The organism is uncultured Tateyamaria sp. (genome assembly GCF_947503415.1).
Taxonomy (GTDB): Bacteria; Pseudomonadota; Alphaproteobacteria; order Rhodobacterales; family Rhodobacteraceae; genus Tateyamaria.
This window is the reverse complement of the sequence record NZ_CANNDS010000001.1, coordinates 57,545-74,405: the sequence shown is the minus strand read 5'-3', so window position 1 is coordinate 74,405 and position 16,861 is coordinate 57,545. Positions and strand designations below refer to the sequence as shown.

General features: G+C 60.3%; 19 protein-coding genes. 10 read left to right on the top strand and 9 right to left on the bottom strand.

The genetic code is table 11. The features are described 5' to 3' along the window. Positions 1-41 precede the first annotated feature (41 nt). Entirely contained in the window at positions 42-809 is a 768-nt protein-coding gene (gene gloB, locus Q1A32_RS00415; RefSeq protein ID WP_299648025.1) for a hydroxyacylglutathione hydrolase, read from the bottom strand. Between the two features lie 72 nt (positions 810-881). Here gloB and Q1A32_RS00410 point away from each other — a divergent pair, with 72 nt between their 5' ends. Next, the gene (locus tag Q1A32_RS00410) at positions 882-1,625 is read left to right on the top strand and encodes a hypothetical protein (protein ID WP_299648022.1); all 744 of its coding nucleotides are present in this window, start codon (positions 882-884) and stop codon (positions 1,623-1,625) included. A 4-nt stretch (positions 1,626-1,629) separates the two neighbouring features. Here Q1A32_RS00410 and Q1A32_RS00405 read toward each other — a convergent pair whose 3' ends face one another. Then, a complete protein-coding gene (locus Q1A32_RS00405) occupies positions 1,630-3,060 on the bottom strand; it encodes a hypothetical protein (RefSeq protein ID WP_299648019.1) in 1,431 nt (476 codons plus the stop codon). 430 nt (positions 3,061-3,490) lie between these two features. Between Q1A32_RS00405 and Q1A32_RS00400 the strand changes: the two genes are divergently transcribed. The 6 genes from Q1A32_RS00400 (at position 3,491) to Q1A32_RS00375 (ending at position 8,894) form a co-directional block, all read left to right on the top strand. Beyond that, positions 3,491-4,051 carry a F0F1 ATP synthase subunit delta gene (locus Q1A32_RS00400; protein WP_299610690.1) on the top strand — a complete coding sequence of 187 codons (561 nt, stop codon included), beginning with the start codon at positions 3,491-3,493 and terminating at the stop codon, positions 4,049-4,051. After that, a complete protein-coding gene (gene atpA / locus Q1A32_RS00395) occupies positions 4,052-5,593 on the top strand; it encodes a F0F1 ATP synthase subunit alpha (RefSeq protein WP_299648016.1) in 1,542 nt (513 codons plus the stop codon). 12 nt (positions 5,594-5,605) lie between these two features. Beyond that, positions 5,606-6,478 (top strand): F0F1 ATP synthase subunit gamma, encoded by an 873-nt coding sequence (locus Q1A32_RS00390; protein WP_299648013.1) that lies wholly within the window; start codon positions 5,606-5,608, stop codon positions 6,476-6,478. 18 nt (positions 6,479-6,496) lie between these two features. After that, positions 6,497-7,921 carry a F0F1 ATP synthase subunit beta gene (gene atpD, locus Q1A32_RS00385; protein ID WP_299648010.1) on the top strand — a complete coding sequence of 475 codons (1,425 nt, stop codon included), beginning with the start codon at positions 6,497-6,499 and terminating at the stop codon, positions 7,919-7,921. A gap of 79 nt (positions 7,922-8,000) precedes the next feature. Then, positions 8,001-8,426: a F0F1 ATP synthase subunit epsilon gene (locus Q1A32_RS00380; protein WP_299648006.1), complete on the top strand. Its 426-nt coding sequence runs from the start codon at positions 8,001-8,003 to the stop codon at positions 8,424-8,426. A 117-nt stretch (positions 8,427-8,543) separates the two neighbouring features. Next, entirely contained in the window at positions 8,544-8,894 is a 351-nt protein-coding gene (locus Q1A32_RS00375; RefSeq protein ID WP_299610703.1) for an H-type lectin domain-containing protein, read from the top strand. A 95-nt stretch (positions 8,895-8,989) separates the two neighbouring features. On the opposite strand, the gene Q1A32_RS00370 is transcribed toward Q1A32_RS00375, so the two are convergent. The 4 genes from Q1A32_RS00370 to Q1A32_RS00355 form a co-directional block, all read right to left on the bottom strand. Then, positions 8,990-9,367, bottom strand: coding sequence for an NUDIX hydrolase (locus Q1A32_RS00370; RefSeq protein WP_299648003.1), 378 nt, complete (start codon positions 9,365-9,367; stop codon positions 8,990-8,992). A gap of 210 nt (positions 9,368-9,577) precedes the next feature. Further along, positions 9,578-10,306 (bottom strand): amino acid ABC transporter ATP-binding protein, encoded by a 729-nt coding sequence (locus Q1A32_RS00365; protein ID WP_299648000.1) that lies wholly within the window; start codon positions 10,304-10,306, stop codon positions 9,578-9,580. Beyond that, on the bottom strand, positions 10,293-11,102 hold the full coding sequence (locus tag Q1A32_RS00360) for an amino acid ABC transporter permease (protein ID WP_299647997.1): 810 nt from the start codon (positions 11,100-11,102) through the stop codon (positions 10,293-10,295). The genes Q1A32_RS00365 and Q1A32_RS00360 overlap by 14 nt, the downstream gene beginning before the upstream one ends. After that, positions 11,099-11,914 (bottom strand): ABC transporter substrate-binding protein, encoded by an 816-nt coding sequence (locus tag Q1A32_RS00355; protein ID WP_299647994.1) that lies wholly within the window; start codon positions 11,912-11,914, stop codon positions 11,099-11,101. The genes Q1A32_RS00360 and Q1A32_RS00355 overlap by 4 nt, the downstream gene beginning before the upstream one ends. Before the next feature lie 202 nt (positions 11,915-12,116). On the opposite strand from Q1A32_RS00355, the gene Q1A32_RS00350 reads away from it, so the two are divergent. Next, on the top strand, positions 12,117-12,863 hold the full coding sequence (locus Q1A32_RS00350) for a glycoside hydrolase family 25 protein (RefSeq protein WP_299647991.1): 747 nt from the start codon (positions 12,117-12,119) through the stop codon (positions 12,861-12,863). Between the two features lie 2 nt (positions 12,864-12,865). Here the strand turns inward: Q1A32_RS00350 and Q1A32_RS00345 are convergent, their stop codons facing one another. Then, positions 12,866-13,885, bottom strand: a complete 1,020-nt coding sequence (locus Q1A32_RS00345) for a ribose-phosphate pyrophosphokinase (RefSeq protein WP_299647989.1) — start codon at positions 13,883-13,885, stop codon at positions 12,866-12,868. A gap of 105 nt (positions 13,886-13,990) precedes the next feature. On the opposite strand from Q1A32_RS00345, the gene Q1A32_RS00340 reads away from it, so the two are divergent. Together Q1A32_RS00340 and Q1A32_RS00335 are read left to right on the top strand one after the other, a co-directional pair. Beyond that, positions 13,991-14,590, top strand: coding sequence for a 2-hydroxychromene-2-carboxylate isomerase (locus tag Q1A32_RS00340; protein ID WP_299647986.1), 600 nt, complete (start codon positions 13,991-13,993; stop codon positions 14,588-14,590). Then, entirely contained in the window at positions 14,587-15,384 is a 798-nt protein-coding gene (locus Q1A32_RS00335) for an alpha/beta fold hydrolase (RefSeq protein ID WP_299647983.1), read from the top strand. The genes Q1A32_RS00340 and Q1A32_RS00335 overlap by 4 nt, the downstream gene beginning before the upstream one ends. 5 nt (positions 15,385-15,389) lie before the next feature. On the opposite strand, the gene Q1A32_RS00330 is transcribed toward Q1A32_RS00335, so the two are convergent. Continuing rightward, a complete protein-coding gene (locus Q1A32_RS00330) occupies positions 15,390-15,860 on the bottom strand; it encodes a YcgN family cysteine cluster protein (protein WP_299647980.1) in 471 nt (156 codons plus the stop codon). Continuing rightward, positions 15,857-16,789 (bottom strand): bifunctional riboflavin kinase/FAD synthetase, encoded by a 933-nt coding sequence (locus tag Q1A32_RS00325; RefSeq protein WP_299647975.1) that lies wholly within the window; start codon positions 16,787-16,789, stop codon positions 15,857-15,859. The genes Q1A32_RS00330 and Q1A32_RS00325 overlap by 4 nt, the downstream gene beginning before the upstream one ends. Positions 16,790-16,861 lie beyond the last annotated feature (72 nt).

Sequence of the window (16,861 nt, the reverse complement as noted above, 5' to 3'; positions counted from 1 at the left end):
ACGATGGTGTCACATTGGGCGCATCCATGGAACCGAACGTCTCAGAAGTTGTCCTTCCGGGTGCGGATTTCGGTGAACACGTCGGTGGCGTTGGCGCCTTTCATGCCCAAGTGAGCTTGAATGGCGGGATCGTGGGCGCGCAGAAACGGATTTGTGGCCAGTTCCTCGGACAAAAGCGACGGAACGGTCGGGGTGCCTGATGCGCGTTTTTCGGCAACCTCGCGGACCCGAGATATAAGATCGGGATTTTCAGGATCAATGGTCAGGGCGAATTTCCCGTTGGCCGCCGTGTATTCGTGCCCCGAATAGACAACCGTGTCAGGGGGTAGCGCTGCCAGTTTTTGCAGGCTTTCGTGCATTTGAGGTTTGGTACCCTCGAACACACGCCCGCACCCCAACGCCATCAGGCTGTCAGCGGTGAAGACAGCCCGCGAGTCCGGAAAGTGAAATGCGATGTGGCCCACCGTGTGACCCGACACATCGATAATCGTTCCGGTCTCTGACCCGATGGTCACGGTGTCCCCTTCGGCCAGTTGTACATCCAGCGCAGGCAAGCGATGCGCATCGGCCTGCGCCCCGACAACCCGGGCGGGATGCTGGGCCAGGATCTCTGCCAAACCATCCACGTGATCGTAGTGGTGGTGCGTGATCAACACATCCGTCAGCCGCCAGCCTGCTTCCTCAAGTGCTGCGAGGATCGGCGTGGCCTCTGGCGCATCGATCAGGGCCGTGGCCCCGGTCGACGCATCATGGGCGAGATATGCGTAATTGTCGCTGAGGCAGGGGATGGTGCGGATTTCAAGGGGCATGGCAATTCGGCTCTTTGTGCTTACTGTTATGTCGAAGGTGGTCCAGCGGGGCCGGTAGGACAAGAGACGATCATGCATCTGGACGTGCAGGACCTGCGCAATTTCTACTATCGCAGCGCTCTGGGGCGGGCAGCACAGGCATCGCTGCGCCGACGAATGGTCGAGTTGTGGCCCGAAGCCAAGGGGCAGACCGTCGCCGGGTTCGGCTTTGCTGCTCCGTTGATGCGGCCTTACCTGAAAGACGCGCGCAGGGTGATTGCACTGATGCCCGGCCCGCAAGGTGTGATGCCGTGGCCTGCGGATATGCCGAATGTGTCGGTCCTGACCGAAGAAACGCTCTGGCCGATCGAGACCGGGCACGTGGACAAGCTGATCATGCTGCATGGGTTGGAAACGTCTGAACGGGCCTATGATCTGCTGGAGGAGGCGTGGCGCGTGCTGGGCCCGGGGGGCAAAGCCCTGTTTATCGTACCGAACCGGGCTGGGCTTTGGTCGCGCCGCGACCGCACACCCTTCGGTTTCGGGCGACCCTATTCCGCTAGCCAGCTGGAAACACAATTGCGCAAACACCAGTTCCTGCCCGAACGGCATGTGGGCGCGCTCTATCAGTTTCCGTCGGGGCGGCGGCTTTGGATGAAATCGGCTGGTGTGTTCGAACGAGTCGGACGGTGGATGCCGGGCATGGTGGCTGGCGGGGCTTTCATGGTGGAAGCGTCCAAACTGGTCTACCCGCCCAAGGGCAAGGTCATGCGGTCCAAGGCCAAGCGTCAGACGGTGCCCCAAGGGGTGACTGCACCGGTGGCCGGGCGGGTTTAGGGGGTCAAGCCACGGCGGTCGGTGCGGGTAGTTCGTTGACGATGGCCACGTCGCTTTCCGAGATATCCGGTGCGCCATCGAGATACAGCAAAACCCCAAACTCGGTCACTGTCATGGCCTCGACCGCCGGAACAGTGGCTCGTATCTCGGTCCGATCCTCGGCAAGATTGCGCACGATGGTCAGCTCGACCTCATCGGGATTTTCAACACCAAGAGCCAGAACCAACGCATCCTCGGCAGGATCGAAATCCGTGATGGTGATCGGCAACAGCGAATCGCGCAGTTCCGGGCCAAGGGCCACAAGGTCAGCGCCGTCGCCGGTTGTGATGGTGAAATCGAGTGCATTTGCAATAACGATCTGATCGTCGCCTGCGCCTGCATCAATCACCGCACCGTCGGTGAGCAATCCATCTTGGGCCAGAATGACATCATTGCCCGTGCCACCAAATGCGGTACCGGAGAAGCCTGCGTCGAGATCAAGCAAGTCATCGCCAGCGCCACCCTGAAGGGTCAGAGTGCCGGGCGCATCTTCGCCAAATGACAACGTATCATTCCCGCCACCGGCATCAATCGTGAGGTCCGCTTCGTATGGAGGTCGGTTCCAATCGGATAATTCGATCTGAAACTGTTCGTCGGCGTCTGTTGCGACGAAGGTGCCATCGCGCAGAATGGTTTCTTGCGTCAGCTGGCCTGAGTCGCTGCTGGCTGAAATACGAGAGGCCTCTATCCCAAAAGGTGACAAAAAGGTCAGACCGCTCCCACGTTCGGTGGGCGACCGTATGAAATCGGAATTGTCCTGGTCAGTGGTGTGAATGGTTATCTCGCGATTGGCCTCAATCACGGTATCGAGCGGCCGTGTGTCAGTTTCCGGTCTGTCCGGATTATCGTCAAGGGACTGGTCAAAGGACTGAACGCCAAGGTCCAATTCGGCAATCTGGTACTCGGACAACACCTCGAAATAGCTGTCACTCAGGAATGCGTCGCCAGACAATGTAAATGCGTCGGGATCGTCATCTTCGGTCAAGCGGGCGCGCTCATCCTCAAAGATTTGCCGCATCTCTTCATCCGTGGGCGGAAAGGTCGTGCCCTCCGGCACCAGGTAAACCTTTGCTGAAAAAAAGGTCCGCCCGGTGTTGTTCCCTTCGGTGACTTCACTGCGAATAACATGCAGCTCACCGGTGCTTTCCTCGTCAACGGTAATGGACAGTGTTTCGTTGGCCTCGTCAAATACGACCTCCGCCTGGCTGGCAGGATCAAACGGGGTGGGCTCGGGTGAGGGATCAACCGGATCAGGATCCAGCTCGGTCGGCGTTTCCGGTCCGTCCGTCGGCGTTTCGGGGTCGCCACTTCCAGCGCTACGGTTCGAGTCACTATCTTCCAAAACAGTCAAAAACAGGCCGCCCGTCAGCAGCGCCAGCAAAGTCAAAGCACCCATATTGCCTCCCCAGGACCTTTTTGGACCATATCTACATGAAGGTGACGCCATTCCGAGTCAACGGCAGAGCCAGCAAGGCAGCCATGTCGTATACAATGCAAGTGTCGCCGCAGGATTACAGAACAGGCGCATTACAATGGCTGTTTCGCAATGCGCTGACGGCGTATCGACCCGGAATCGCCCCCAAACGCGCACGTTTTGTGTCAGGATTCTTACAATTCCTGCGGGCCAATAGGTCGCAGTTTTTCTAACCACTTGAAAACGCTCATAAACCCCTCAGGCACCTGTTCACGAACATATGTTGCGGGGTGGCAAACCCTCTGCTACATCCCCCCTGATTTTCACGCCTTGGGCAAATCAGGGCGGTCCAACACCCCGGGCCATACATTGCGTGTGGACACCTCCGGGCCAAGACATCGAAAGGGTGGACGTGTCCGAACCAGCTTCGATCTCCACAGGCATCGCCGCGCGCTATGCCACAGCTGTCTTCGAGCTTGCCAAAGAAGGCAAAGCCGTCAAAAAACTTGAAGGCGACATTGATACACTGACCTCGGCCATGGCCGACAGCGGTGACTTCAATGCCCTGATCCACTCGCCCGTTTACAGCCGGGACGAGCAGGCCGCCGCCATCACAGCCATCTCGAAAAAGGCCGGATTGACCGACCTGATGTCGAACACGCTGACGCTGATGGCCGAAAAGCGCCGCCTGTTTGTGCTGCCGCAACTGGTCAAAGCGCTGCGCGACGTCATCGCCGAAGACAAGGGCGAAGTGACAGCAGAGGTCACAACCGCCAAGGCGCTGACCAAGACGCAAAGCGACAAACTCGCCAAAACGCTCAAGGCCCGCATGGGCAAGGACGTCACCATCAATGCAACCGTCGATGAAAGCCTTATCGGCGGTTTGATCGTAAAAGTGGGCTCGAAGATGATCGACACGTCGATCCGCTCCAAGCTCGCTTCCCTCCAGAATGCAATGAAAGAGGTCGGATAAATGGGTATCCAAGCAGCAGAAATTTCTGCGATCCTGAAAGACCAGATCAAGAACTTTGGTCAGGAAGCAGAAGTGGCCGAAGTGGGCCGCGTTTTGTCGGTAGGGGACGGGATTGCCCGCGTCTACGGCCTCGACAACGTGCAAGCCGGTGAGATGGTCGAATTCCCCGGGGGCATTCAGGGTATGGCCCTGAACCTCGAAAACGACAATGTCGGCGTCGTGATCTTCGGGTCCGACCGCGACATTAAAGAAGGCGACACCGTCAAGCGCACCAACTCCATCGTGGACGTGCCTGCAGGCAACGAGCTGCTGGGCCGCGTTGTGGACGGACTGGGCAACCCGCTGGACGGCAAGGGCCCGATCAACGCGTCCGAGCGCCGCGTCGCTGACGTCAAAGCCCCCGGCATCATCCCGCGTAAATCGGTGCACGAGCCGATGGCGACCGGCCTGAAAGCCGTTGACGCGATGATCCCAATTGGCCGTGGCCAGCGCGAACTGATCATCGGCGACCGTCAGACCGGCAAGACCGCCGTCGCACTTGACGCGATCCTGAACCAGAAATCCTACAACGACGCTGCCGGCGATGATGAGAGCAAGAAGCTCTACTGCATCTACGTCGCCGTTGGCCAGAAGCGTTCCACAGTGGCCCAGCTGGTGAAAAAGCTCGAAGAATCCGGCGCCATTGACTACTCGATCGTCGTGGCCGCCACCGCGTCTGACCCGGCGCCCATGCAGTTCCTGGCGCCGTACGCCGCGACCGCAATGGCTGAATTCTTCCGCGACAATGGCCGCCACGCGCTGATCATCTATGATGACCTGTCCAAGCAAGCCGTGTCCTACCGTCAGATGTCCCTGCTGCTGCGCCGCCCACCAGGCCGCGAAGCCTATCCCGGCGACGTTTTCTACCTTCACTCGCGCCTGCTGGAGCGTTCGGCCAAGCTGAACGAAGACAACGGTGCGGGCTCATTGACGGCCCTGCCGATCATCGAAACGCAAGGCGGCGACGTGTCGGCCTTTATCCCGACCAACGTGATCTCGATCACCGACGGCCAGATCTTCCTTGAGACGGAACTGTTCTACCAAGGCATCCGTCCGGCTGTGAACACCGGTTTGTCGGTATCCCGCGTGGGTTCATCCGCGCAAACAGACGCAATGTCGTCGGTTGCGGGTCCGGTCAAACTGTCGCTGGCCCAGTACCGCGAGATGGCGGCCTTCGCCCAGTTCGGTTCCGACCTTGATGCGGCCACCCAGCAGCTGCTGAACCGTGGTGCGCGCCTGACCGAGCTGATGAAACAGCCCCAGTACTCGCCCCTGACCAACGCAGAAATCGTCTGCGTGATCTTTGCGGGCACGAACGGCTACCTCGACAACATCCCTGTTGGCGATGTGGGCAAGTTCGAAACGGGTCTGCTCAGCTTCCTGCGCAGCCAGAAATCTGACTTCCTTGCATGGATTGCGAATGACGATCCCAAGTTCAAGGGTGGCGAGAACGTCGACAAGATGAAGGCGGTCCTCGACGAGTTCGCTTCGACCTTCGCATAAGGAGATCGGGCAATGCCAAATCTCAAGGATCTGAAAAACAGGATCGAGTCGGTCAAATCGACCCGCAAGATCACCAAGGCCATGCAAATGGTGGCCGCCGCAAAACTGCGGCGGGCCCAGGAAGCTGCCGAAATGTCACGTCCCTACGCTGAACGGTTCACAGCCGTGATGGCGGGGCTGGCCTCTGCGGCAGCAGGCTCTGATAGCGCGCCCAAACTGTTGTCGGGCACAGGGTCGGATCAAGTGCACTTGCTGGTGGTCATGACATCGGAGCGCGGGCTTTGCGGTGGGTTCAACACGAACATCGCCAAATTGGCTCGGGCCAAGGCCACCGAACTGCAAGGTGCGGGTAAAACGGTCAAGATCCTGACTGTGGGCAAAAAAGGCCGCGATCAGCTGAAACGCGACTTCGGCGATCACTTCGTCGGTCACGTGGACATGTCCGAGGTCAAACGCATGAGCTATGCGGATGCCCAAGGCGTGGCCAAGGACGTGCTGGGCCGCTTCGACGCGGGCGAGTTCGATGTGGCGACGATCTTCTTCTCGAAGTTCCAGAACGTCGTGACGCAGATCCCCACCGCTCAGCAGATCATCCCCTTCGCGATCCCCGAGGATTACGAAGGCAGCGACACGCTCTATGATTACGAGCCGGACGAAGAGGCGATCCTCGCCGACCTTCTGCCGCGCGGCGTGGCCACGGCGATCTTCTCTGGTCTGCTCGAAAACGGTGCCTCTGAACAGGGCGCCCGGATGAGCGCCATGGACAACGCCACCCGCAATGCGGGCGACATGATCGACAAGCTGACCATCGAGTTCAACCGCTCGCGTCAGGCCGTGATCACCAATGAGCTGATTGAAATCATTTCCGGCGCGGAAGCGCTGTAAGACATCCGGAGACGAAAAATGGCAAATGCTAAAGGCAAAATCACACAAGTCATCGGGGCCGTCTGCGACGTCCAGTTCGATGACCACCTGCCAGAGATTCTGAACGCTCTGGAAACCGACAACAACGGCAACAAGCTGGTCTTGGAAGTCGCGCAGCACCTTGGTGAAAACACCGTGCGCTGCATCGCGATGGACAGCTCCGAAGGTCTGGTGCGCGGTCAGGAAGTGACCGACACCGATGGGCCGATCATGGTGCCGGTGGGCCCCAAGACATTGGGTCGTATCCTGAACGTCGTGGGCGAGCCCGTTGACGAAGGTGGCCCCGTAGAGGCCGAAGAAAAACGCGCCATCCACCAGGACGCCCCGGAGTTTGCCGACCAGTCGACAGAATCCGAAGTCCTCGTGACCGGCATCAAGGTTGTGGACCTGCTGGCCCCTTACGCGAAGGGCGGCAAGATCGGCCTCTTCGGCGGTGCGGGCGTGGGCAAGACCGTTCTGATCATGGAACTGATCAACAACATCGCCAAAGTGCACTCGGGTTACTCCGTGTTCGCGGGTGTGGGTGAACGGACACGCGAAGGCAACGACCTCTATCACGAGATGATCGAGTCGAACGTGATCAAGCCCGACAACCTCGAAGAGTCTCAAGTGGCACTGGTCTATGGCCAGATGAACGAACCTCCGGGTGCGCGTGCCCGCGTGGCCCTGACCGGTCTGACACTGGCCGAACAGTTCCGCGATGCCTCCGGCACAGACGTTCTGTTCTTCGTCGACAACATCTTCCGCTTCACGCAAGCGGGTTCCGAAGTGTCGGCCCTGCTGGGCCGTATTCCTTCGGCGGTGGGCTACCAGCCCACACTGGCGACCGACATGGGCGCGATGCAGGAACGGATCACCTCGACCAAGTCGGGCTCGATCACCTCGATCCAGGCCGTGTACGTGCCTGCGGACGACTTGACCGACCCCGCGCCTGCGACCACCTTCGCGCACTTGGACGCGACAACGGTTCTGTCCCGTGCGATTTCGGAGCTGGGCATCTACCCCGCCGTGGATCCGCTCGACAGCTCTTCGCGTCTGATGGACCCGCAGATCGTGGGGGAAGAACACTATAAGGTCGCCTCCGACGTGCAGCAGATCCTGCAGCGCTACAAGTCGCTGCAAGACATCATCGCCATCCTTGGGATGGACGAACTGTCGGAAGAGGACAAGCTGACCGTGGCCCGTGCCCGGAAAATCCAGCGCTTCCTGTCGCAGCCTTTCGACGTGGCCAAAGTGTTCACTGGCTCTGACGGCGTGCAGGTTCCGCTCGAAGATACGATTGCCTCGTTCAAGGCGGTTGTGGCTGGCGAATATGACCACCTGCCCGAAGGCGCCTTCTACATGGTTGGTGGCATCGAGGAAGTGAAAGCCAAGGCCGAGAAAATGGCCGCGGACGCAGCATAGTTTGGTGCGGGTCCCAGAAAATTCGCCGAATTTTCTGGGACCCGCCAAATTGGTACGACCTTCCTGAAGGAGGAAGCCCATGCAATTTGATTTGGTATCGCCCGAACGCAGCCTTGCGTCGATGGAAGCGAACTCTGTACAGATCCCCGGCGCCGATGGCGACATGACTGTGATGGCCGACCACGCCCCCACGATCACGACCCTGCGCCCCGGTGTTCTCAAGGTCGACGCGGGCAACGAGACCCACGAATACGTTGTCACCGGCGGCTTTGCCGAGATCGGCACCGCAGGCGTGTCCGTGCTGGCCGAACAGGCAGTGTCCACGGGCGACATGACCCAGGACCAGATGGACGCAATGTTCGACGAGGCGCAAGAGATCTACAGCCGCGCCAAGGACAATTTCCAGAACGAACCCGGTCCTGTGGACGACGCGGCCAAGCTGCTCGCGGACATGGTTGCCGTAGGTGGCGAGATCGGTCTGAGCACAAAACAGCCCAGCCTGTAACACACTGTCAGAATATGTGAGGAAGGCTCCGCCCTGTGCGGAGCCTTTTTTGCGTTTTGGCCCTTAACCTGCGGCTCCGACGTGATACCAGAGAGCAATTGATTTAAGCCCGGCCTGATGAAACGATTACGCAACCACTTGATAGGAATTGACCAGGGCGACACGGTCCTGTTTTCCGATTTCGAAGATGGCGGAGAGATGTGGACCGGCCGCGGCCAACGCGAACGCCGCCGCCGTATCGCCTTTTCCGAACCGTTCCGAACGGAACCGTCTGTGCACGTGTCCATTTCCATGTGGGACATCGACACTGCTACCGCCGTGCGCGCTGATGTTGTAGCGGAGACCATCACCAAGGACGGCTTTGATCTGGTCTTCCGCACGTGGGGCGACACGCGCGTTGCCCGCGTGCGCCTTGCTTGGATGGCGATGGGTGAACTGCGTCAGGCCGACGACTGGGACCTGTATTAAAAGGCGACGCCTAACGTCGGTGTTAGGCACGTTTCTCTTTTGATCTGCGGTGTCGCGTAGGTCCGAATTACGAGACCTTGCTGCAATTGTTCGATTTAATTGCAGATCCCGCTGTATGACCGTTTCGCAGGAGGTCGAATAGAAGTGTTTTCCTTGAAAACAACGGAAAGGCCAAAGTCCACAACCTCGACCCTGTTCAGTTGTTGGACGTCTTCGATTGTGAACCACGCAGCACCAACCGTCGTGTCGTCATCCCTGAAATCACCGTTGAGTTCGCCAACACAATTCCGCACCCCGAATATCAAGCGGAGTGCGAGAGGGCGTTGTCCCGCGTCAGAGGTGCGTTCATCAAACCACTTTGACTGTGCACCCAACAAAGGGCCGATATCCGCATATAAGCCAGTCTCTTCCTTTAGTGCGCGCAATGCTGTCTCATGAGCTTCTTCGGCCCATTCCATACCGCCACCTGGCAACGTTCAAGCGCCTGACTTGGGATGACTCTTTTTCTCACATTGAGTAAGCAAGACCCGCTGCTGAGCATCAAGTGAGACGACGCAGGCAGCTGCTCTTTGCCAAACAGTATTCATGTCCGCGCCTATTTTCATCGTTTCCAAAACAGGCATTGGTGGCAACGCAGCATGCTTACAAGTTGGGGTCGGCATCAGACGTTCGATTCCACACTTCTACCGCAGCACACTCGCCAAAAACCGCCGCGTTCGTTCCCGCTCGGGGGCCGAGAATATGCGCTCGGGCACCCCTTCCTCCGCCACCACTCCTTGGTCCATGAACACCACCCGGTCTGCCACCTCACGGGCGAACGCCATCTCGTGCGTGGCCAGCACCATCGTCATGCCGTCGTCGCGCAAGCGGCGCAGCACGTCCAGCACCTCTCCCACCAGTTCGGGATCAAGGGCCGAGGTGATCTCGTCCAGCAGCATCGTCTGGGGTCGCATCGCCAGCGCGCGGATCACCGCCACGCGCTGTTGTTGCCCGCCGGACAACTGGTCGGGGTATTTGCGCATGTGGTCGGCCAGACCGAACCGGGCAAACAGCGCTTCAATTCGCTCGCGCGCGTCTTCGCCCAGCACTCGGCGGGGGGCGAGTGCGACGTTGTCATAGGCCGTCATGTGCGGAAACAGGTTGAAGGACTGGAACACGATCCCGATGCGCCGCCGTATGGGGCCAAGGTCGAACCCCGGTTCGGCAATGTCCACATCGTCGAGCCGCACCGCGCCATCGTCCACCGGCTCCAGCCCGTTCATGCACCGCAGAAGGGTGGATTTGCCCGACCCGGACGCGCCGATCAGGCAGACCATTTCACCGGGCGCGATGTCCATGTCGATGCCGCGCAAGACCTGCACGTCGCCAAAGCTTTTGGTCACGCCGCGCAAGGACAGCCTAGGATCGGGCATCGCGGTCCCTGTTCATCAGGTAGTCGGCATAGCGCGTGGCAGGCACGGTGATGCACAGAAAGATCACGGCTGCGGCCACGTAAGGTGTGAAATTGGCCAGCAGGGATTTGAAGATACCCGCCTGTCGCAAAATCTCGACCGGGCCGATGAAGCTTAGCAGTGCCACGTCCTTTTGCAGGGCCACCAGCATGTTCATGTTGGCGGGCACCACACGGCGGATGGCTTGCGGCAGGATCACGTAGCGCATCGTGTCCCGTTCGCTCAGCCCTAGGCAGATGGCGGCGTTGCGCTGGCTGGCGTGGATGCTTTCGATGCCTGAGCGCAGCACTTCGGCCACGTAAGCCGAGTAGGTCAGCACCAGCGCGACGGTGCCCCAGATGTAAGGAGAATTCCATGGGCGCGGCAGGCCCAGACCGGGAATGCCGAAGCCCACCAGATAGACCAGCAGAACCACCGGGATGCCGCGGAAGAGGTCCACATAGACCGCCCCGAAGATGCGCAGCGGGAAGAGCGCCGGGTTCGTATTGCCCCGCGCCAGCGCGATGGCGAGGCCAAGGGCAAAGATCATCGGCACAGACCACGCAAAGATCGCCACATCCAGCGTGAACGCGCGCAGAAGGTCCGGGAACACGCGCACGAACACTTCGCCGTCAAAGAAGGAGGCGCGCACTGCGTCCCATCCCGGCGCGAGAGGGACCAGAACGACAACAAGGGCCAGCGCGACGCATGTGCTGACCCCCGCAATCATGTTGGCCCGGCGTTTCTGCCGGGCCTCGTAAGCGGCACGTCTGGTCACTTGATCAGCGGCACCCCGGTGGCTTCCTGCAGCCACTGCGCCTCGATCTCGGCCAGCTTGCCGCTGTCGGTCATGGCGGCCAGCGCTTCGTCCACACAAGTCTTGAGGGCCGAGCCTTCGGGCATGAGCATGCCGAACTGGTCGGGGTTTTCGGCGGCATCGGGGTCGAACTGGCCCAGCACCACGCCGTTTTCCATAAGCACGGCGGCGGTGAACAGCGCTGTGGGCAGATCGAACAGCGCCGCATCGATCTGGCCTGCCTGCATGGCGGCGGTGATATTGGCGTTGTCGTCGTAAACCAGCGGCGACTGATCGGGCTGGATGCGGTCCATCACCACAGGCAAGGCGGTGGTGGAGGCGACGACACCCCATTTTAGGCCCTTGAGGCTTTCCAGCGTCGGTGCGGCCCCGCCGTCCACAACGGGCTGCGTGGTCATCACGGCCTGCGGCGCGGTGTAGTAGGGGGCTGAGAAATCAACCACTTTGTCGCGCTCGGGCGTGATCGAATATTGCTGCATGTTCAGGTCGAAATTCTTGGCGCCGGGCTGGATTGCTTCGTCAAAGGATGTCCGCACCCACGTCACCGCATCGGCGGCAAAGCCCATCTCTTCGGCCAGCGCATAGGCCACGGCAGCCTCAAATCCCTCGCCGGCCTCGGGCGCGTCGTTCAGAACCCATGGATAATACGCAGGATTGCCGGTCGCGATGGTCAGTGTGCCATCAGTCAATGTTTTGCCCGCAGCGCAATGACCCGCTGCCATGGCACCGGTGGCAGCAAAGCTGAGCAGGGCGGCAGTCAGAACATTCTTCATGTGAAATCTCCCCATTGTTTTGCGGGGATATTCAGGCAAGGGCGCAAGGGTGTCCAGAGCGGAGACGCGAGTGGGTGCGCGGCACAGCATGGGCTGCTCAGAGCATGGGCATAGCCCAATAGTCGACTTTGATACCGCCAAATGTATACTCATGGTTGAAATTTCAGGTATTGCACGATCCATTCACATCCGGAATATTTCCATGACGCACCTCTTTGACATGCGAACCGCAACGATTGTCCTTGGCGCCGCACTGGCCTTGTCGGGCTGTGACATGCTGACAACCGCGCTCACTCCCTCTGCTCAGCCACCGCAAAGCGCGCAACCCTTCAAACCAGACCTGTCACTAAAGACCCCGGGGCTTGACGTTTCACATTTCCAAGGCACTGACATCTCGTGGAGCGACCTGAAAACCGAAGGGATCGCCTTTGTCATGATCAAGGCCAGCCAGGGCGTCAGTTCCCCCGATCCCGAATTTACAAACCACGTGGCAGGTGCTGACAGCGTCGACATACCGACCGGGGCCTACCACTTCTTTCAGCTGGGAGATCCGGGTGTGGCTCAAGCCGATTTCTTCCTCAAAACCATCGCCGGGCAATCGCTCGAACTGCCGCCTGTACTCGACCTCGAGGGGGCGCCTAGCGAGGCCGACTTCAAGGCCGCACTCGATTGGATGACCCACGTCAAGACAGAAACAGGTTGCCAACCCGTGCTGTACATCGACGAGGCGAACTACCGGGTGATGGCCCCCATGCTGGACACCACCCAACCGATCTGGCTTGCTGCCTACACGCGGACGTTGCCTGGTACGGGTCTGCCAACAAATCTTTGGTATTGGCAGCACACGTCACAGGCGGACTACACCGGCGTGTCCGGCAATGTGGATTCCGATTGGTTCTTTGGCACCCCGGCTGACCTCGCAACGCTTGGTTGCGCAGGAACGGGCTAGGATCACTCCGCTGCGTACATTCCGTCGTAGATCGGGCTGAGCGTCTCGGCCTCGAACAGGGACGACACGGATGTGCCGTGCCAGATGTTCAGGATGGCCTGCGCGAACACGGGTGCTGTGGGCACGATACGGATGTTGGGCGCTGCCTTGACCGCCTCGGTTGGTTGAATGCTGTCGGTGATCACCAGCGATTTCATCACCGATTTGATCACGCGCTCGACCGCTGGGCCGGACATCACGCCATGCGAGATGTAGGCGTGCACTTCCTTTGCCCCGTTTTCGATCAGCACCTCGGCGGCCTTGCACAGGGTTCCGGCGGTGTCACACATGTCATCGACGATGATGCAGGTCTTGTCCGTAACGTCGCCGATCACCGTCATCTCGGCCACTTCGCCCGCTTTCTCGCGGCGCTTGTCGACGATGGACAGGGGCGCGCCCAGGCGTTTGGCCAGATCGCGGGCACGGGCTACGCCACCGACGTCAGGGGATACCACCATCAGGTCCTCCATCTGGCCCGCCAGCTCGGTCTTGATATCCAGCGCAAAGATGGGAGAGGCATAGAGGTTGTCCACGGGAATGTCGAAGAACCCCTGGATCTGTGCCGCGTGCAGGTCCATGGTCAAGACCCGCTCGATCCCGGCACCCACCAGCATATTCGCCACCAGCTTGGAGGAGATCGGCGTGCGCGCCTTGGTCCGGCGGTCCTGCCGTGCGTAGCCGAAATAGGGGATCACAGCCGTGATCCGCGCCGCCGATGACCGGCGCAGCGCGTCGCACATGATCAAGAGTTCCATCAGATTGTCATTGGCCGGGTTCGACGTGGGCTGGATGATAAACATGTCCTCGCCGCGCACATTCTCGAACACCTCGACAAAAATCTCACCGTCGTTGAAGCGTTCCACACGGGCCTCGACCAGCCCCACATTGACGCCCCGGTGCAGCGACATGCGTCGTGCGATGGCATTCGCCAATGGCAGATTGGCGTTGCCCGAGATCAGCTTGGGCTCTTGGATATTTGGCATGTCGTGTCCCCGCGCAGCACGATTGTGACAGATTCGTGATGTTGACACCGCTTAACACGGGCGTACCGTCGCGCGAAACAGCAGACCCTGCGACAGGAGACTAAATTGGCCCATATCGACTACTATTTTGCAACGCTCTCGCCCTACACCTACCTGGCCGGGAAACGGTTCGAGACGTTGGCGGAACAACACGGGGCCACGATCACCTACAAACCGCTGGACGTGATTGCGCTGTTCGGGCGCACGGGCGGCACACCGCCCAAGGATCGGCACATCAACCGGATCGAGTACCGGGCGCAGGAACTGGTGCGGCAGGCAAAGAAATACGACATGCCGTTCAACCTGAAGCCTGCGCATTGGCCCACCAACGCGGCCCCATCGTCCTACGCCATCATCGCAGCGCAAAACGCAGGCGGCGGCGACCTGGGCACGCTGGTGCACGCGACCCTGCGCGCCGTCTGGGCCGAGGACAAGGACATCGCCCAGGACGACGTGATCAAGGCGTGCCTGACCGAGGCCGGGTTCGATCCATCCCTCGCCGACAGCGGTCTGCTGTCCGGTGCCGAAACCTATGCCGCCAATCTGGAAGAGGCGGTGGACAAGGGCGTCTTCGGCGCGCCATTCTACATCGTCGACGGCGATCAGCGGTTTTGGGGTCAGGACAAGCTCGAAGACCTGGATCTGCACCTGTCCGGCAAGCTGTGATCCCATATATCAACACCCGGACCTTCGGGTCCGGGCCTCGGCCCGCGCTGGCCATCCACTGCTCTTTGGGGCACGCGGGCGCGTGGCGCGGTGTGGCGGCGGCACTGGAGGATCAGGTCACGCTGTACGCCTATGATCTGCCCAATCACGGCCAGTCTGGCGATTGGGACGGGCAGGGGATCATGCACGACACCGCCACGGCCATGGCGCTCAAGGTCATGGACGGGATCAGTGCGGACCCCATCGATATCATCGGCCACAGTTTTGGTGCCACGGTCGCGCTGCGGCTGGCCATTGAACACCCGGGCCGGGTGCGCAGCGTGGCAATGTACGAGCCGGTCTATTTCGCGCCTGCCATGGCGGACGATCCGGGATTTCGCACACGGTATGCGGCCGATACATCCGATTTCGACGCCGCGATTGATGCAGGCGACAGTGTGGCGGCGGCCCGTGCCTTTAACCGTGCGTGGGCCGAAGGCCCGGCATGGGCTGACATCCCGGACCAGACGCGCGCCTATATGGCCGACCGCATCCACTTTGTGCGCGACTCCGGCCCGTTCCTTGCTGAAGATAGTGCGGGCCTTCTGGCTCCGGGCCGGTTTGAGCGCGCAAGGATGCCTGCGCTTCTGATGGGCGGGGCCACCTCGCGCTGGGCGGCGGAGGTCAACGGTGCCATTGCCCGTCGCCTGCCGCGGGTCACGTCGCACATGTTCGATGGCATCGGTCATATGGGGCCGGTCACGAACCCGGAGGCTGTGGCGGCTGTGTGGTCAGAGTTCCTGGCGCGTGGCTGACGGGATCAGGTCGGCTCTTCTATGATGTGGTCTTCCCAGTCCTCGTCCGCGATGTCGAACTCGCTATAGGTCTGCCCGTGCATCGAGACTCCCGCCGCATGCACCGTCTCTGCGGTGCCCGAGATCAGCGGATGCCAGTCGAACAGGGGTTTGCCTTCGTAAACACGGCGATAGGCGCAGGTTTGCGGGATCCAGTACAGGTGTTCTGCGATATTCGACGGCTTCAGCACAATGCAATCGGGTACAAACTGATGGCGAATGTCGTACTGCCCGCAGCGGCAGGTCTGGTCATCCAGGAGCCGACACGCCACGCGCGTCAGCGCAACCTCGCCCGTTTCCTCGTCTTCCAGCTTGTTCAGACAGCATTTTCCACACCCGTCACACAGCGCTTCCCATTCTTTACGGGACAGTTTGTGGATTGGCTTTTTCTCCCAGAAACGGGGGCTTAGTCCGGCTCGGTCAATCGGGTCGCTCATAGTTTTGCCAGGATGTCACGCGCCTGCGCGCTGTCCGCATCCATCTGGGCAATCAGCGCGTCCAGACCGTCGAACTTCTCTTCCCCTCGCAGATGCGCCACAAGCGCCACCGACACCGGGGCGCCGTATAAATCACCTGATAAATCAAAGACATAGGTTTCAAGGTTTGGCTTGTTTTCGCCAAACATCGGTCGCACGCCCATCGACGCCACCCCGTGATAGGCCCCTTTGTGCGGCCCATCGAGCACATTGAAAAGAACGGCGTAGACGCCGAATGCGGGCGGGTGCAGCCCGTCGATCGACATGTTCGCCGTGGGGTAGCCCAAGGTGCGGCCCCGCTGTTCGCCGCCAATCACAGGACCTTCTATCCGGTGCCAGTGGCCCAGCATTTCTGCTGCATCCTGTGGTCGCCCGTCGCTGAGCGCCTGCCGGATGGCGGTCGAGGACACGGTGTTTTCCCCCCGCGCCAGCAGGGGGGCGACGGTCACGCCAAAGCCCATGTCGGCTCCGAACTGTACAAGGTGTTTGGCGGTCCCGGCGCGCTTTTTGCCAAAGCAAAAATCAGCGCCCACAACCACGTGGCTCAGGCCCAGACCGTCACAGATCACGTCGCGTGCGAATTCTTCGGGGCTTAAGCCCGCCAGACCGGAATGAAACGGCAATTCAAAGAGATAGCTGATCCCCATCTTCTCCAGCCTGCTTGCGCGCGCGGCCTGGCTCATCAGCCGGAACGGGGGGGCGTCGGGGGCGAAATACTCGCGCGGATGCGGCTCGAATGTGAGCACGCCAACGGGGGCATCGGGTGCCGCCGACTGCGCCAATTCGATCACCGACCGATGGCCCAGATGCACGCCGTCGAAATTGCCAATTGCCACGCTCGCCCCATGATCGGCTGCGTCAACGAACTGATAATCCCGGATAATCTTCATGCCCCCTGCCTAGCCAAGCGACCAAACAAGGGCAAGTATCCGTTTCTTCCGGTTGGATATGTTGTGGGGTGA

Bases quoted from the DNA above. Each gene is read 5' to 3' on its own strand.
- gloB (WP_299648025.1), bottom strand. From the start codon at position 809: ATGCCCCTTGAAATCCGCACCATCCCCTGCCTCAGCGACAATTACGCA.
- Q1A32_RS00410 (WP_299648022.1), top strand. From the start codon at position 882: ATGCATCTGGACGTGCAGGACCTGCGCAATTTCTACTATCGCAGCGCT.
- Q1A32_RS00405 (WP_299648019.1), bottom strand. From the start codon at position 3,060: ATGGGTGCTTTGACTTTGCTGGCGCTGCTGACGGGCGGCCTGTTTTTG.
- atpA (WP_299648016.1), top strand. From the start codon at position 4,052: ATGGGTATCCAAGCAGCAGAAATTTCTGCGATCCTGAAAGACCAGATC.
- Q1A32_RS00390 (WP_299648013.1), top strand. From the start codon at position 5,606: ATGCCAAATCTCAAGGATCTGAAAAACAGGATCGAGTCGGTCAAATCG.
- atpD (WP_299648010.1), top strand. From the start codon at position 6,497: ATGGCAAATGCTAAAGGCAAAATCACACAAGTCATCGGGGCCGTCTGC.
- Q1A32_RS00380 (WP_299648006.1), top strand. From the start codon at position 8,001: ATGCAATTTGATTTGGTATCGCCCGAACGCAGCCTTGCGTCGATGGAA.
- Q1A32_RS00375 (WP_299610703.1), top strand. From the start codon at position 8,544: ATGAAACGATTACGCAACCACTTGATAGGAATTGACCAGGGCGACACG.
- Q1A32_RS00365 (WP_299648000.1), bottom strand. From the start codon at position 10,306: ATGCCCGATCCTAGGCTGTCCTTGCGCGGCGTGACCAAAAGCTTTGGC.
- Q1A32_RS00355 (WP_299647994.1), bottom strand. From the start codon at position 11,914: ATGAAGAATGTTCTGACTGCCGCCCTGCTCAGCTTTGCTGCCACCGGT.
- Q1A32_RS00350 (WP_299647991.1), top strand. From the start codon at position 12,117: ATGACGCACCTCTTTGACATGCGAACCGCAACGATTGTCCTTGGCGCC.
- Q1A32_RS00345 (WP_299647989.1), bottom strand. From the start codon at position 13,885: ATGCCAAATATCCAAGAGCCCAAGCTGATCTCGGGCAACGCCAATCTG.
- Q1A32_RS00330 (WP_299647980.1), bottom strand. From the start codon at position 15,860: ATGAGCGACCCGATTGACCGAGCCGGACTAAGCCCCCGTTTCTGGGAG.
- Q1A32_RS00325 (WP_299647975.1), bottom strand. From the start codon at position 16,789: ATGAAGATTATCCGGGATTATCAGTTCGTTGACGCAGCCGATCATGGG.